The organism is uncultured Parabacteroides sp. (assembly GCF_905196875.1).
In the GTDB taxonomy this organism is placed as follows: domain Bacteria; phylum Bacteroidota; class Bacteroidia; order Bacteroidales; family Tannerellaceae; genus Parabacteroides.
Window position 1 is genome coordinate 94,893 of record NZ_CAJJWO010000001.1, and the last position, 17,835, is coordinate 112,727.

10 protein-coding genes are annotated in these 17,835 nt (G+C 40.1%); all 10 read right to left on the bottom strand.

The window, feature by feature from the left end; all coding sequences use genetic code 11:
• Positions 1-110: 110 nt before the first annotated feature.
• Positions 111-4,379 carry an InlB B-repeat-containing protein gene (locus QZ076_RS00355; RefSeq protein WP_293709257.1) on the bottom strand — a complete coding sequence of 1,423 codons (4,269 nt, stop codon included), beginning with the start codon at positions 4,377-4,379 and terminating at the stop codon, positions 111-113.
• 71 nt (positions 4,380-4,450) lie between these two features.
• The gene (locus tag QZ076_RS00360) at positions 4,451-6,106 is read right to left on the bottom strand and encodes a PCMD domain-containing protein (protein ID WP_293709259.1); all 1,656 of its coding nucleotides are present in this window, start codon (positions 6,104-6,106) and stop codon (positions 4,451-4,453) included.
• Positions 6,107-6,115: 9 nt separating this feature from the next.
• Entirely contained in the window at positions 6,116-6,856 is a 741-nt protein-coding gene (locus QZ076_RS00365) for a hypothetical protein (protein WP_293709261.1), read from the bottom strand.
• A gap of 8 nt (positions 6,857-6,864) precedes the next feature.
• On the bottom strand, positions 6,865-9,150 hold the full coding sequence (locus QZ076_RS00370; protein WP_293709263.1) for a DUF4493 domain-containing protein: 2,286 nt from the start codon (positions 9,148-9,150) through the stop codon (positions 6,865-6,867).
• A gap of 8 nt (positions 9,151-9,158) precedes the next feature.
• Complete coding sequence (locus tag QZ076_RS00375) at positions 9,159-10,478, bottom strand: DUF4493 domain-containing protein (RefSeq protein ID WP_293709265.1); 1,320 nt, start codon at positions 10,476-10,478, stop codon at positions 9,159-9,161.
• 59 nt (positions 10,479-10,537) lie between these two features.
• Positions 10,538-11,323: a DUF4493 domain-containing protein gene (locus QZ076_RS00380; RefSeq protein WP_293709267.1), complete on the bottom strand. Its 786-nt coding sequence runs from the start codon at positions 11,321-11,323 to the stop codon at positions 10,538-10,540.
• Positions 11,324-11,330: 7 nt separating this feature from the next.
• Positions 11,331-14,012 carry a DUF4493 domain-containing protein gene (locus tag QZ076_RS00385; protein ID WP_293709269.1) on the bottom strand — a complete coding sequence of 894 codons (2,682 nt, stop codon included), beginning with the start codon at positions 14,010-14,012 and terminating at the stop codon, positions 11,331-11,333.
• Between the two features lie 14 nt (positions 14,013-14,026).
• Positions 14,027-14,869: a helix-turn-helix domain-containing protein gene (locus QZ076_RS00390; RefSeq protein ID WP_293709469.1), complete on the bottom strand. Its 843-nt coding sequence runs from the start codon at positions 14,867-14,869 to the stop codon at positions 14,027-14,029.
• A gap of 429 nt (positions 14,870-15,298) precedes the next feature.
• Complete coding sequence (locus QZ076_RS00395) at positions 15,299-16,585, bottom strand: IS1380 family transposase (protein WP_293709271.1); 1,287 nt, start codon at positions 16,583-16,585, stop codon at positions 15,299-15,301.
• A 364-nt stretch (positions 16,586-16,949) separates the two neighbouring features.
• The gene (locus tag QZ076_RS00400; protein ID WP_293709273.1) at positions 16,950-17,600 is read right to left on the bottom strand and encodes an HU family DNA-binding protein; all 651 of its coding nucleotides are present in this window, start codon (positions 17,598-17,600) and stop codon (positions 16,950-16,952) included.
• Positions 17,601-17,835 lie beyond the last annotated feature (235 nt).

Consider the following 17,835-nt stretch of genomic DNA (forward strand, 5'->3'; position numbering starts at 1 on the left):
TTGGTTACACAAGTTTTTTAAATTATTTTTCTAATAACTTATGCAACGATTTATTTCCGTGTTGGGGCAGATAAGCTTGAACCGGAAATAAATCGTTCCCCTTTCTTCTTTCATCGAACTATAACCTTCCTCACTCCATTATCCCCAACCTTAACCAGATAAACTCCGGCTGGCAAACTCAGACTATACCCTCCGGCCGGTATCTTCAGGTTACGGAATAGAGAACCTTTGTAATCCCAGATATATAATAGTGATTCTTCGGCTGCAACAATAGACAAGGTTTGTCCGGTTGTCGTGATCTGAACACTCTCCCCGTTTTGGATCGATTCGTTATCGACGGTAGACTCTGCACCCAGGAAGTAGGCTTTTACTTCCGTATCGGATGTGACCGTATGTGGATAAGGATTCAGGGTGTTGCCGTCCCACCATTTGATGAATAACATTCCTGATGACGGTTGTGCCTTTAGTTGAATCTTATCGCCATGAGTTACCTTCCCGACAGGAGTTGCAGATACAATTCCGCCGTCCGTTTGGGTCATTGTAACATTATAGGTATTTAATTTCAATTCCGAAACCTTTATTGTAAGTCCATCTTCCTGTACCGGTAACATATATACATACGTTTTCGTTTCAGTAGCAGCACGCAAGGAAACTTCCGGAGTCAGTATTTTATCATCGGCCGTCAACACTACTTCGCTCTGACTATACGCCGGAAGCAAAACAACTTTTAATTGAACAAGATCTCCCTTCTTTACCGCATCCATATTCGCATTAACACCGGTAATAGCCGCTCCGGCCGTTTGGTTCAGAACTACTTTTGCATAGGGAGCATCCCCTTTATCATCAAAAAGAGGGATTAATTGTTTTGCATCCAATGCCGTCGACAAACGAGGATTATCCGTTTTGCCATCTGTCCATTTGGTAAAGACTTTTCCTGCCGGCGCTTCTGCATGCAACAGGACAACTGTTTCTTCATACACTTCCTGTTTAGTTGCATCTGCCATAGTCTCTACAACTTTTGCATTTACATGTTCTGGTACTTTCAACGTCATAGCATCCCTACCAATACCTTCAACAGAAATACTGATATTTTTATTGATATGGTAAATCGCATACCCGCCCTTATTCTTCACCAACTCTTCTCCGTTAGCACGAACAACCAGATTATCTTCGTGATAACCACTGGCAAACTGCAGATAGAATTTGAAAGTCCCGTCTTTCTTCACTTCGGTAGTATAGCCGGAAAAAGGCTTCACTGTTACACCTTCCAATTCCGGCAACGTAACAGCATAGGCTTTATAATCGGAAATAAAACGTGCAGAAACAGTCGTATCTCTTGTTACCGTCAGTTTCAACGGATTAGTTTGGCTACCGGTACTCCATTGCAGGAATTTAAAGTCTTCGTCTGCCACTGCGGTTACAGATATTGTCGCTCCATAGTCAACTGTTGTTGTCGTTTCTTCAGCTCCATCGGTAAAACGAATTTTTCCATTTTCACTCTGTTGTAATGTTACCGTACTGGTTTTAGCTTTCAAGCCGAAAACAGAAACTGTTACATTCGAAGAACAATTTGTCAGGGTATAAAGCCCTGAAGATCCGGCTTTAATCGTTGAGTCATTCGCTGCAACAATCATTGAATCCAGGTTGGTATAGTAACTCTGATCCACTGTTAGTTTAAACTCGAATGAGCCACCGGCAACTATTGCTGAGACAACATCGCCTCCGGTTGGATTGGTAGCCTTAACACCTAAAGGCAAATTAAAAGTAAGAGTGATTTTATTATTATCGAACACGACTTGTCGAGTTGTCACTCCATCCTTAAAACCAGTTTTACGAGAAATCGCCTTGATGACCAGTGTATCCTTTGCACTTGAGACAAGGAACTCACCACTATAAGCTTTCTCTGGAGCACCATCCACGCTATAATACAAAGAAGCTGACTCATCCGTTTTATTCAGCTTTACTTTTACACTCTCCCCTTTCGGAACTTTGTCCGTATTGGCAGGCGTTGTTACGATTTCAGGAGCAGCAACAGCCGTCCGGTTATCAACAAAAACAGCAGAAACAGCCAGACCACCAGTTGCAGGCATTTCCACCTTAGCCGGATTGCCTGTTACATCCTTCCCATTGACAACCCATTTACTTAATGTATAAGGAGCGACAGGAGTTGCAGTCAATATCAATTCAGTTTTAGGTCCAACATATTCGCCGGATTTAATTTCTTTATCTCCATTCTTCACAGTAAATGTACCATTCGCTCCCTGAGATATATTTACGACAGAACCGGCAGACCATTTAGCATAAAAGGTTTTATTACCAGTCGTACCTTTAGGAATAGCCATTACCGACTCTCCTTCCAAACGGTCTGATACGTACCATCCGGCAAAACTATACGCATTACGCTGAGGTACAGGCAAAGTGGCCTCTTGTTCAATAGTATAAGTAGAAGAGGGTACGGTTACATCACTATAAGTATTATAAGTGATTGTATAATTAATTGGAATCCATTTGGCATACAAAGTAAAATTACCGGAAGTCCCTTTAGAAATAGTTTCACCAAAAGCTTGTGTACAATTTTCATCTTTATACCAGCCGGCAAATGTATATCCTTCTTTCCGAGCTTTTGTAGACAAAGCCATATTATCCGTATCGACGGTATAAGAAACATCGCCTAAGGAAGAACCACCTTTAGTATCTAACTTAATAGTATAGGTTGTTAGATTCCATTTGGCATATAAAGTTTTATCTTCAGAAGATCCTTTAGTTATCGTTGTAATTGATTGACTAAAATTTGAATCAGTAAACCAACCGGCAAAAGTACCTCCAGTTCTGGTTGGAGCCAGCAACTGTATATCATTATCTTCAATTGTATAGGTTTGCTTAGTACCTTCAGGGTTTGTGCCGCCATTTAAGTTATAAGTAATTTTATAAACAGTTGGAGTCCATTTTGCATAAAACGTCTGATTCTGTTTTGTTCCTGTTTGAACATTAGTTATAGCTGAGCCTGAAAATGAAGTATCTTTATACCAGCCCGAGAAATTATATCCGTTACGTGTAGGGGTTGGTAATGTTATATTAGGAGATTCTTCAGTGAATGATTTCACAGCATCGTCAGGATTCTTACCTCCATTCAAATTATAAGTAATTGAAAGAGAGGGAAGCCATTTAGCATAAAATGTTTTATCACCTGTTGCGTTTTTCGGAATTGAGTGATATGCTGTTCCACTAAAATCTTGTTTTTCAAACCAAGCAACAAAACCACTATTATCTTTAGTTGGAACAGGCAGCTCCAATGCCTCTTCAGACACATATTTAGTAGGATAACTAGCAGGCATTTTACCATCATTCACTATATAATTGATAGAATATTCCCGATACCATTTTGCATAAAATGTTTTATCGTCCAAACTTCCTTTAGGAATTGATATCTGACGGTCTCCGGAAAAATTTTCTGATGTATACCATCCCATAAAACGATAATCGGTTCGAGTTGGGGTTGGCAATGTTATTTCGTCCGATTCATAAGTAAAAGATATCGGAGCATTAGAAGGATTATTACCACTATTAAGATTATAATTTATGCCATATTTATTCAATGACAGATCAGCTTCAAAAGTTATATCAACAGTCGAAGTTCGATCTGAAGTAGTCGGCAAATTAGATTCATCAACTTTGTTCCCATTATAGAGCCATCCATTAAATGTATATCCTGTTTTAGATACAGCAGGGAGTTTGAAGTCTTTTTTTTCAATAGTATATGCTGACATGAACGATGATTGTAAGGATCCACCATTAGTTTCATAAGTCACTTTGTAAGTAACAAGATCAACTGTAGTAGAGGTGGCTATAAGACCTTCACTCTCATAATCAGTACTTGAACCACCGACAATATACGCTCCATTAGGAACCATCATACTGACTTTTCGTATTGTACCATCATCTTTATTAGGGTCAAGGGTATAACCTTTTCCATCTTCCCTACCTAATCCAGAACCATTTGTGGGATGAGCCTCTAATTTTACTTTTTTAATCGCGATAACACCTCCATTATATGAAATAGTGACTGCTGAATACCCTTTCGACCCAACAACATGACTAGAAGAACCTTTTGAGGTTGCAGATATTGTCCCTCCACCTGTAATAACTAGATTTCCTCCATTCACACTTATACACGTAGCAGCTCCATTATTATTACGAGTCGCATATAAGGTTTTCCCATCTAAATCCAGAGTAATATTTCCTGAAGATACTATTAACGTCTCATCTCCGAGTCCAATATCGTTTACCAATTTAATATAGGAATCACCCCGGTTAACTGCTGCACGTAACTCTTCGAAATTTTTCACATCTATAGACCATGAATATATTACATTTCCCATTAACAGGGTTAAGATTAACCAATATCTCATTCCTAGTTTCATTTCTCCCATTTCTTCTACATATTATGCTTCTACTCAAACACCAACTCCAGTTCATCCAGCAACAACACACTACTCGTACTGCCTGTAAAGTAATCGCCATACTTACTGGCTGAAGCTACAATCAATATATAAGTAGGCTTCGTTGTCTGATCACGATACTCCAGGTCTATACGGAACTGTGTGTAATTTTTGACCGTTTCACCTTGAACCAATTGACCGAAAGCTATCATATTTTCGTTTTTCCAGCTAAGGTCAACGAAAGTCCCTGTATTTGTATTGACAGGGAAAGGAGCCGACCAACCGGAAAACAACGCCATATAGATATGGCAGGAATCCTTGCGGCCTTCCAATTCTTTATAAGGATCTTTCGCCTTATCGATCGTACCTGAATTATATTTATAGTAACCACGCAAAGCTGAAGGACGACCGGTATACGGACGACCAAAATTAAGCGAAGCACCACTCAAACCTTCCACTTTACCGAATGTACCGCAGTAAAGACTACCGGCAGCAAATACCCCGGCCACCGTTTTACTTTCCAGACGGGCAGCCTTTCCTTTTACGACATCACTTGTCTCCGGCGAAGTCGGATTTGCTTCACCTACTGCATTCGAACCTTTGTTTCCCGAATCCCAGAAATAATTCTCAGTCGTCAGGTCAAGATTAGCATACCAACTCTTTCCATCTTTATACCAATCGTCCAGTGAAAGGTTAGGAACAAGCTCAATCTCCTCAGTAGTGAATGTTTTTATATCCTCAGTCTTGCCATCTACGGTCAGTACATATTCATACATCATGCCCGGCTTTAAATGTGTAAAGACCAGGGAGAAGTTACCTTCTTCATCTATATCGATCTCGCTGGAAAGCACCTCTTCCCAACCCTCGTCCGAATCAGCTTTTGTTTCTGTTTGGGGTTTACCGCGATAACGTGCCGCCACTTGTCCGGTCTGCGTCTTCCCTGTTACACAAGCCCGTTTAGCCCAGGCCGAAACAGAAGTAAACGACATGCCGGCAGGTGGATAAGCCACACTGACAGTCCACTCCTCCGTTTCATCAAAAGCCGAAACCCGAAAGGTACGGGGACGGGTAAAATCTGTTATCTCCTGCCAATTCTCAGGTATAATTTTCGCAATAGAACTACCCAATTGTAATGTTTCGAGCTTTATATTACGCAAAGAAGGCTGGTTCGTTGAATCTACATATACAACAACATTATGATTATCTTCATCAATCAGGGATTCGCCCAATTGATTTGCCACAGTTACTTTACGCTTAATCTCATGCGCCACTGTTACCGTCCATACATAATCCTGATACAAACGCAACAGGAAAGATACCGGTTGTTTAAAATTCATCCGGGTATTAGCACCGACAGGCAGACTGTCTACCGAGACGAAACCGGTATCCGGAAAATGCTGAAAGGCCTTGCAAGCAGCAGAGTCGGGTATCACATTCATTCCCTTTGTTACTACCAACTTTGTCACTTTAAGATCTCTCAGATCCAATGTATCTGCCACTTTCACAGAAATACTGGACGAAGCTTTATCAATCTTCACCGAAGTTTCCCCTTCAACACCAAACTCTTCAATCACTCCTTCGATAGTTGGATAAGGCAAATCGTTCTCCACACACCCCGGTAATAAGAGCATCAGCAATAAACACAAAATACTATATCTCGTTTTCATGCTTCGTTTTTACAGATAAAAGACAATACCTAAATCGATAGACAGCAGATTAATTTTGAAATTAGCAGAACTGGCAGTACGTTTTCCTTTATACACCTGATCTTTCGTCTGATCGTACCAATTAAAGTTCAATCCAGCAACACTGATTGAAGCTTCCACTGCCGCAAAATCGTTTACAAAACAGGTGATGCCGGGAGCTACTCCTATATTCAAATTATGCTTCAGTTCATACATTCCGGAAAGATCCTTTCCTGCACCGGAACGACTGTTGCTTTCAGAATAACCATACGAGACGCGCGCCTCGTTGAACAAACCAAAACGCTTGCTGTCACCCAGATTTAAATAAGTACGCAGAAAGATAGCAGCAGTATAAGTATTGGAGGTTGCCTTGTAATCTTCCACGCTAAAGCTTAAGTCATCTCCCAATTCGAGAGAAAGATTTCCCAGATCCGTATAAGAACGAGAATAAGAGAATCGCCCCCCGATACTGATATTATCCCGGATGAAATAACTCACCAAAGGGGTTACTTTAAATGTATATCCATCGCTTTCAATATCCTTCAATACCGATAGAAATTCAAAATTTTCATCTACATGTTCACTATATGAAAAAGTAGTACCAACCATCCATTGTCCTTTCGGGATAAAGGTTTTTAACAAAATACCCCGATCGTATTTGTTCTTCTCTGCCAATGCAGGCAAAGAAAAACAGATAATTAATAAAAGGGTAAAGGATAAGAGTCGTTTCATATGTATCATTAATCATTAATATTTATAGGAGTCATACCTTCAAATTCAGTTCCAACAAAGGAAGCAGCGTTGTAATCGTAATCCAGACTAAACTCATCAATATATAATTCACTACTAGTTGAACCAGTAAAATAATCTCCATAACGACTAGCTGTTGCTACAATAAAGAGATATACTACACCATCCTTAGGAGGATTTTCTTTATAAATCAAAGGAATTTTAAATGGAGCATAACCATTCAAAACTGATTCTATTGTAGATTCTCCTGTCCGATCTTCCGTCTTTGTTGTAATATACTCACCATAGGCAAATATACCTTCTCTCTCTTTGTTAAATACTTTAATTTCAGATGTTGTTGATACTACATCTAATGATTTTGTACCTAAAGCTATATAAATAAAACACTGGTCCGTATCTCCTTCCTTTACTCCTGAAGGCGTTCTTCCTTTAGTGTCTGTATAATTTATCGTACCCGGAGTATATTTATAATATCCTCTCAGACAAGTTGGATAACCATTATGCTGATGACCATACTTCAAAGTAGCTCCTGATGAAGAAACAGATTGAGCCTCTCCTACAAAAGCACTACCTGCTGCAAAAGCACCAACCCCCAACTTTGCCGCATACTGAGATTTAAGAAAAGCTCCTAAACTTGATTTAGCAGTAGCATTCTCACTGGTACTGCTCGTTAATGTTGCTCCGGCAGCACTAGCACCCCAGTTCCCTGAATCCCAATAAATACTCGAATTTACATTATTTGGAGTCATAAATGTTCCTCCCATACCAAAAGCTACAGCGGCTTTTTTTCTTTCACTCCAATCTTCAAACCCCAAATTGGGCACTTCTATCTTTTTTTGAATATCAAAATTTATCGGTTCACATTTTATATCTGCATTTTCGTCTGAAACAATCCAATATTTATAACTATTTCCAGCATTCAACCCTGTTACCAAAGCTGAAATATAGCCATCGTTCTTATTCCTCTTACTCGGTCTTATATCTTTAACATTACCTACATCATCTCCTATTTGCAATCTGAAATAACAACTTTCATCCAGACAAACGCCTTGAAGTACGGCAAAAGTTGTCCAACAAATCGGATTTTCCACATAAGCAGACACATCCGGCATTATCTTAATAGTAAAAGCCATAGAAACTTCCTGATATTTATCATCTAAAATATCAACCGTAAAGGTATGTAGTGTCGGTTGATCGTCTTTACAATCCAGATGTTCTACAATAGCGGATATATCCATCCGGTAAGTCGCATAACGAGGATCACTGCTATCTACCGGAGATTCGGGTAATGCAGGAAAACCAATCTGACCACCTTCCCCTTTTGATATATCAAAACGCAATTTGCCCAATGTTGGTGAGTTCATAGTTACTACAAACGACTGCAATGAGTTCTTACTGCCCAATGTATAATCCAACCAAATAGTTCCTGCATTAGGTCTATGGCTTTGTTCCGTTCTCTTAAACGAATAAATGCCATCAGCCGTAAATGCACCTCCTAACTTCATTGAAGGTTCGCCTGCACCAGTCAAGTCCTCTTTCTTTATAAATATATTATAAGTAATCTCCTTATGTTCATCATCCACATCAATATCAAAGTCAGCGCCTGCATCATCACTTGTATCTTCATTGGAAATAGTAAACTCAAAAGTATAATGATACTTCGGTTCAATATCCGGATATACTTTCTTTATTGTAAACTCATTACCATCATTATTCACCAATTTCAATTGGACAGTCAACTTCTCCGGGGTAAAGAAACCTGCACGATATTCATCGCGAGTATAAGTCAATGATCCAGATGAATTACTAACCGTTGTTTGGTAGTCGGTAAAATGCTCTTGTACTGATTTACCATACACAACAGACACTTTTGTATTTGCAATCGTACAAGTTATTTTTGTATTGGTAATTTCTCCCTGTTTCACTTCCACCTCTTCCTGTCCCCGGTAAAGAGGAGTTTCCCAACCTGCGCCATCTACTCCATTAGAACAAACAGCCACTGTGTACTTGCCTACCGGAAGTACCAACCGTTGTCCTTTTACCTCTTTCAAGTAATCGTTATAGACCTTCAATGTATCTTCCTCGCCTTTTAGTATCGCAACTTGCAATGACTCATACGTCACATCTGTTGTTGCACGAGTCTGCAAAGTTCCGTCCTCCTCTACATTCAAATACAAAATACCGGTAGGGACAACATTGTTGCGATCATCATTACAGGAAGCAAACAGACCTATCAGCAAGCAGATACTGTACCAAACTTTTATATAGTGTTTCATATAAGCTATTATTTCTTTGTCAACTTTATTGTAGCACTCGTACTCTCTCCATTCTTATCTTTCAAAGATACTTTGAATGAATTGTTCGTATCTAGCATACCCATAAACGGAGATATATCAAATTTCAAATCGCCTTTCTCCCCCTTTGAAGGTACTATTAATTTTTTCCCCATATCGGATAATAACTCGTTGACCTCATCAACGGAAGAAGAGTCGAGTAAGTCCAAAGAGAGTTTTATAGCATCTCCTATCTCTACATATACATCCAAACCTGCAAGTCCGGTGGGAAGATACAAGTTGATAACGACTTTAGAACTTGCTGTTACAGTTTGCGTTGTTCCTAAATTAAATGATTTACCATCAAGCGAACCGGTAATAGCGATTTTCTTCTGTACATCACCACCACCTGGATTTTCACTACCCCCAGGATTATCATCCCCACCCGGCGTATCTGGTTTATCCGAATCAACAAAATCAGAAGGTATTTCAATAATATAATCTTTCTCGATCAAAGACACGTCGACTTTAATAACAGGCCCTTTAACAGGGAATTCCGGAACATCGGGATTGTCGGGAGTATCAGGTTCTTCCGGATCTTCCGGTTCCTCGGGTTCGGATGGGTCGGAAGGATTATCATCATCTCCTCCGGGAGTGTTCGGGTTGTCAGAAACAGAGCCTAACAAGATAAGAATGTTATTATGCGACTGTATCAAATCTTCTTTTGAAAGATCATAAGAATAAGTATAGATATTATTTTCATGCGTTGTTGCATACATTGTGAAGCGCAAAATACCGGTGTCTTTCAAATAAGCGACACGCATCTCTTCTTTCGTAAGCGTTAATACACCGGAACCATTATCTATCACGATATAATAATTGTCAGTAAACCGTGAGAGGAAATCTTGATCACATAAGAACTGTACCTTTTTATTTCCAAGCTTACATTCAGCTACCACTTTGACAACTTCCTTTTCAGAAACAACACAAGTCGTATCTCCGACATAATAAGGAGTATTAAAACCGGCTTTCAAATCGCTTCCATAAGTGGCCTTTATTGAATATTTCCCAACTGGCAACAAAAGTTCCCCATCTTCACGCATAGCAGCATACGATTCGTATACCTTCACTGTCTGACCAATGCTATCCAAAATAGAAATGGTGAAATCTTCCGGGTTTAAGTTATTTTGTGAAGCGTCACCATTCACTTTTGTACCGGGAGCATCCGGTTCCTTCTCTGCTTTCAGCTCCAGATCCAACATTCCAACATTCTCATAGGTTGGCTTCCCTTCTTCAGAATCTTTTCCTCCTCCCAGCAAATCCTTTTTCATTTCACAGGAGAAAAGAACTGGAAGACAGCATAATAATATATATAATGTACGCATAAACATCATTCCTCTATTTTATCAGTTAATGATACTGCCTTTAAAGAAAGTTTTTGGGGTTGCTCTCCTGCATCCAGATTAATGATATAATACTCACCTAGTTTAGGAGAATTTGTATTATTCTTTACACGGTACGTCCGTTCCGGATACCACTGGTCGCCACTACCTAAACGAACTGTCACTTTTATGAGCAGTTCATCGCAAGGGTCGATGAAATAACCGGAATCCATCTTGTCAGGAGTAAATTCCCAGTCGGCAACACCGTTGGAAACGGTTACTTTATAACTATAATTATTCGGTTTCAACTCCAGCATCTTTTTGAATTGTTCCGAAAGAGCAAGTTCTACACCTAAACTTTTAAAGGTACATTTCAAATCGACATTAGTCGTTGTCTTCTCTTCGATTGTAAAGTTCCGCTGATCAACAAAATAGGGGGTAGCCGATACTTTGATATCTCCTAGTTTATAGGAACTGGCAATAACCGAATAGTCACCATGCGGCAAAACTAATGGAAGTCCTGCATCCACCAATCCGGTAAAAGTATCGAACTCTTTAGCTACTGATCCGTCGGCCTTAAGGATTCCAACATAAAAGTTATCGACCTCGATATCGCTAAAATCAGCACTCTTTGTAATTACCGGAATGGTAATATTTGTAGAAGTACTATTTTTCAGGCTTAAACCACCCATACCATCGGTATAAGGAGAGTTATCCAAGTCCGCTCCTTCGCTACATGCGGTAAAGGCAGCGAGAAGGGGTAAGAATAAAGTATATAATATTGTCTTTTTCATATTCTCGTTATTCATATATTAATGAAACATCATCTACCGTAAGAACACTACCTATATGGCGAGAATCGCCATAACCCTCACCTACAGGACCCAAACTCCCTTGAATAGCTAAAGTTGCAGGTTGAGACACATCTGTAGACAAAAAGACAACAGTCATTTTAGCAGCTTTCTTCATTACAGTGTAATCAATAGGAATAACTCCTTCCATATATTCATCCGTAGCCGTTTTTATTTTTAACTCTCCATACCCAATAGAAGATCCATCCTCATCCCACAATTGAGCATAAGCCTTAGTAGTCTCATTATTATAAGAATAAAATTTATAATAAAATTTCACACCCGAAGGACGAGTTGAAAAGGATTTACCAAGAGACTCCTTATGATTTGTTAGATCATAATCACCTATATATAACATTCCGGCTGTACGATAATCTACATCATTCTGTGCACTACTCTGAGAGGTCCAATTATTACCTCCCCAACCCACAGTAGATATCTCCATAGCATTCTCTCCTCCATGCGCAGATATACCTAAAGATTGACCGCCATAATTATTTAAATGAGATGTAGCAGCATAAGTAAGCTCTTTGATTGGCACAACCCCTGAAAATGCACAATAATACCACGACGCATCTCCCACAGATTGAGTTGTAGTTCTATTACTGGTATTCCACCATTTATCACCACTATTTAGATAGGGATAGAATGCATAGATTTTCAATCCTCCTGAGAGAAAAATCGTTTTTTCCCAAACCATTTCACTAGAATACTCCTCAAACCCTGCATTAGGAATATTATAGACTGGATCTTCCGTCCTTACCGTTGTTTCTTTGCGATATTTATCATTATATATAACAGCAAGATCATACTCTGTATTAAATTCCAATCCATCAAGTGTATACTTATAAATTGTCGATCCGGATGTTTCCGGTTTAAGTGTTATAGCTCCTACATTAATCCATTCGGAAGCATCATGTGTCCGATATTGGTATCTCAATTTACTCGGATCGCCACTACGCAAATCCGTTCGCAAAACAATTCGCTTGGCAAAAGCAGCTCCCTCATCCGTTAAGAAATCGAAATCAGGTGCATTTATTCTTATCACATAAGGTTTCTGAGATTCAGACACCTTATTATTCTCATCTTTCAATTTGAAAGAGAATTTGTAATCCGTATAACCAATTTCTGATGCAACCAACCGCTCAGTAAACGTCTTCGGAAAAGTAACAGTCGCTGATGTATTTTCCACCTTTAACTGAATATCATAATCCTTCTCTAACTTTGTAATACCATCCTCTGTAAATGGATACTCTTGATTGGTATTATCATGGCCTACGACTAATTTTGTTTCACTCTTATTTATTCCACCTTCCATAGTCACAACCGCAACACTCTCTTTAGACAGTGTATTACCTTCTACTATTTCAGCTTCAGGAAAACCGGCAAAGTCGACAATTGGTAAATTACCTGCTTGTACTTTAATTTTCAGCACAAGAGGATATGGAGTTGTTGCCTGTTCTTTTCCGGTAGCATCTGTACCATAAAAATGATAGGTATAAGTAGTTGTTCCTTCTTCCGGTGCTTTCAAATTGCGGATAGCCTCTTTTAAATACAAAACACCCGTTTTTCTAACTTCCGAAAGATTTAGGTTTTTATCTCCATTGACTTCCCAACTCAAATTATTTTTCAAAGCAGCTTCAACACCTTCCTTTGTTGCCAGATCAAACAGAGTTGCCTCTTCTTCATCAACATCTTCTGCCCAACACTTAACATATAAATGCCCAATACCACCGGGCATTCCAAAACCAACAGACAGATCAGAGGAGAAAGTACTTGTCTTAACAGTAAATTCATCCCCATCCTCAAACCCATCAGCAACCAGTGTCGGCTTCGTAAACTGCTGCCACATAAAATCCGGTATCTCCGTTGTAAACGTCATTTCTTCCATTGCATCATCCAATACAACTTCCAGCCCGATCCCTTCCAACGCTTCTCCATCCGTCTTGAACACCAGGCGTACATTCTGGCGGCGTTCCAGTTTTAAAGCAGTCGGCACGTAATATGTTTTTTCTTCTTCTGCGTTTATTTTCTTTAAACGGATACCGATGGCTACATCGGTGCCCTCTTTTGCCACTTGCAGGTAAGCCGGGCGCGTTTCCCCTTTGGCAATCTCAAATTCGGTAGTAGCAAAGGAAGAGCTTAACAGAACCGTATAGTCGGAATACGCTTCTTTGAAATCATCTGTATATTCGGCAGTAATGCGTGCATTCCCCAGCGTACAAGTCATATCCAGCGGAGTACTCATATCTTCCTTAATTGTAAACGCCGTACTCCCCTCAAAATAAGGATTTTCAAATGCAGCAGGAAGGTCGGTACCTTTGGAAGCTACTATTGTGTAGGCACCTTCGGGGAGTTCGATCTCGGAAGGCATTTTGTCGAAGCGGTCGTAAGATTTTACTGTATCTTTGTCGGTGACGATACGGATCTGGTAATCTTCTACGGTCAGGAATTTCTCAAACTCATCCGAAACAGCTTTCGTCAGATTTGAGTTCACTCCTTTCTTCAGGGAGGTAGTATCAGCAGTCAAACTTAAACGGAGTTTCCCCGAATGAGCGGAAGAACCGTCTTTCTGGTCATCACAAGCAAATAAACCTATTATTAATACAGAAATACATGCAAATAATGCCACAGTTCTTGCAGGACTCAGCTATTCCGGTATTCCTGCGGCCCCATGCCGACATGTCGTTTAAAGTATTTGCCGAAGAAAGACATATTGGTAAAGTTGAGCGAGTAGGCGATGTTTTGTACCGATGCATCCGTTGATTTCAATTGTGCCTTTGCATCCATAATAACCATCGAAGCTATGATATCCATACATGTTTTCCCAGTGACCTGCCGTATCGTAGTGCTCAAATGTGCCTGTGTAATACCCAGTTTACCGGCATAGAAGGCCACATTTCGTTCCTGGCTGTAATATTGCATGACCAGCTGTGTGAAGTCGTGCGCAATCTTTTCGCTTTTGCCCAGTATGGTTTTTATCGTCCGGATGTCTTTATACAATTCCCCCAGTCCGTAAACCAGTGTGAAAAGTATGTGTTTGATTACCTCTTTACTTATTTTCCCGTAAAAGGTAAGATACGTTTTAGCAAGTAAGGCCAGATGATCCTGTATGATGGCGGCGATTTCCGCTTTCAGCGGGATGACGGGCGTGGCCTTTATCGTATAGAAGATATCGAGTGTCGGTTTGATCACATTGGCTTCCGTGATAAACTGTGAGGAATATCCCAGGAAAAAGATCTTCAGATCCCCTTCCACCTTATGTATCTGAAGGATACTACCGGGGATGATTGTCACGAAATCGTTCTCTTTTACCTTATATTGGGTCATATCGATCGAAGCCTCGATCTCTCCACCCATGCAAAGCACGAAGATACCGGCCTTCAGTCGACAGGGAAAATTGGTATACATATTCAGTATTTCCCGACTGATGTCCATCCCTACGATCCAGTCTTCGGGTATGTCCAGTTTGGGTAGCTCCTTGGGTATATTTGCGTTCATTTGCTTGCTTTTTTACTGGATACAAATGTATTTATTATTTTTCAAAGGATGTCGTCTTTTTCTTATAAATAGAACACCAATATTATCCTTTCCGGTACCATATCGTATATAATAAAGTAAGTTAGTTAATATGTTTTAAGACATATCTAATAAAAAGGACAGTAAATCGCACAAATAGACCTTGCGAGAGTTTACAATTCAAGGTTACTTTGCACTCGATTAAAAGTGCATAGACATTAGTATATAACCTCAAATCCGCAATTGCCATCAACAAGCTGAGTTTAAACCAAGTTCGTGATAATTACGAGCAATTACCCTATAAAAAGGCTTGATAGCCTCGGTAATCACAATCACTACCCCTTACCCCATAAAGCGACTTGAGACAATACGCTGTTTTTACCAATATTTTCTTCACTCTCAGCCAAAATCCATCAAAAAGGGTTTGGCATAAGCTTGATTGCATGTATAAACATTCATCACATGTCGCCTTGAAGTCTTAATCCATTTTGCTGGGACGGAAATAAACTTGAAGACAAACGCTTTTATACGACTTGTCTGTTTGAGCCCAAACTTCTTCACATCAAGTTTCTGCATAATAGTCTTGTAGAAATTACGAATCAAAGCTGTCAGAAGAAGGAATACAGTATTCTCAGCCATGAATGATTTGGGAAGTCTGTTCCATCCGAATCCATTGTTCATATCATCAAAAATACGTTCCTTTTCTCCACGCATGTTGTAGAACTCTACGATTTCTCTGACCGATGCCTCGTAATCATTGGTAAGAATACAGCGGTATGTGTACTCGCCTTCCCATAAGTCAAGGTCACCATTGTCACGCTTCTGTCTCTGAATAACAAGTCGATATGCCTTTCCCTTCCATTTTTCTACAAGGATGGAATTAAGCTCGAACTCTATTCCGTTTATCTCCTCCCTTTTCCATCCCTTGAGAGCAAAAATGCTGTCATAGAGTGAGCTACAACGGTTGGCACGGATATAGAACTGCTTGCAATGTTTCTCCACCTCACTTACAATATCCTCGGAGCAAGAACCACAGTCAGCCCTAAATCGCCTAATTATAAGTCCTTTCCGTTCCAGCCGTTCAAAAAATCTTTTCAAGGTGTCATTCTGATGAAAGCGCACATTGGTATTGCCGTCACTGTTCTCTATGCCGACAATCTTGTCGCCAATAACAGCAACACCAGGTCGGTAGCCAGGAAACTTCTTGTAAGTAGGCTTTGCATCATACTTTTCAGTCTCAATGAACTGGTGATCAAAGTCAACATCGTATTCTTCACCCACTTTTAAATCGTTTGTGGCAAATAAACAATCAATCAGAAGAGAGTTGAGATTGTCGGCAGTATTGAAATCATAGCTCTTTCCTATTTCCGATGTATACGAGATGTTACTAACTGTCAATTCTTTAATAGCTCTAAGGATAGTATCGGCGCTGCAAGTACAGAGAGTGGGGTGAAGTGAAAGATGTGGCATGAGGTGGGTGGTAACATCCTCTATACATGAGCCGCCACAGAAGAAGACACTCATAAGCGAACGAATAATCTCACTATATTGATAACCGAAAAGACTGCATCTGAGACCAAGCGTGGAATCGATTATAGATGAAAGCATGGAGTCGAATTGTTCCATGATTGAAAATATACCACCAAACGGTGTAAGTTTCTCAGATTTTATTTGTATTTTTGCCATGTCGTATCAGTGTTTTGCTATTCTTTTGTTTCGCAGCACTAAGATAAGTGAAAATCCTGACATGGCAAAACCCTGAGCAATTTATTATTGCTCAGGTACTTATAACTACTCTTAAACTAATAAGCTGCGGAATTAAGGTATAATATTAAGGTTAGACAATAACCGCAAAAATAGGTAGATGAGGGAAATGGAAATGACGAAAAGACATAGTTCTGCAAGAACTCGAGTGCAAAATTGTTTTTCCACAAAAAGTGCGTTCATGCCTTCATATGCTCCATATTAAACTAATACAAAGCAACTTACAACACAAATACACAACCGGGAGCATTCATACCAGCCTTCATTCCGCCTTCATCCGAAAAGACTAATCCGTCGTAATATTTGAATCGACGATCAGGCTACCCGGTTCCGGTTCATCGTTCCCGGCGGGGCGGGTATAGATCGCTATATGGCGGGTGCCGGTCTCTTCAAGAGTGCCGGTCTCCACAAATCCGGCCAGGTCTTTCCGTGCCGCATAATCCGAGCAACCGTTCAATCCACGATATTTCATAACGGTGATATATGGGTGGCGATCCATATACCATTGCAGCCGGCGGAATTTCTCATCATCGTTGAAAGTACGCGACTTTTCTTCTTTCAAACGGGTAAGCGGCATTGTCTTCAGCCTGTCTTTCAACGACTGGCTGCATCTGAAGTTTACGTTCTTAAAATGCACCGACTCGCTTCGCAACTCCTTCTTGTCCATCACCGGGCGCGACTGAAGCGAGACGCTGAAAAATCCCAGCCCTTCGATCTCAACATTATTTCCCGAACGCAGATTTTCCGCCACCAGATCGGTTATCAGTCGCAGTGCGCCTGCAATATCGGCTTCCGAGTAAGTAGACCGCTCTTTGCCGTATCGCATCAACTCTCTAATACTGTAAGTATTATGAGGGATCAGGCGGGGATGCAACGGCATCTCATCGTTCGCGCCTTTGGGATTGGGGTTTCGCTCCATTTTGTAATTAGCTCCCATATAGTATTCAATTATAGGTTAATATACTAGTGCTTATTGTTTTTGTCCCTACTTAGTAATCTTTTGACAATTGTCGGAAGATTATTTGCCTAGTGCCGAAAGATTATTTGACAGCTGACAAAAGATCTTATCACAATTGGGAGAAGAATAAGAAGTCGGCATCTAAGATATAAAGAATAAAACCATAAGATACAACGACTTATTTATTAGTAGCGGACAGAGCAAAAACCGGATA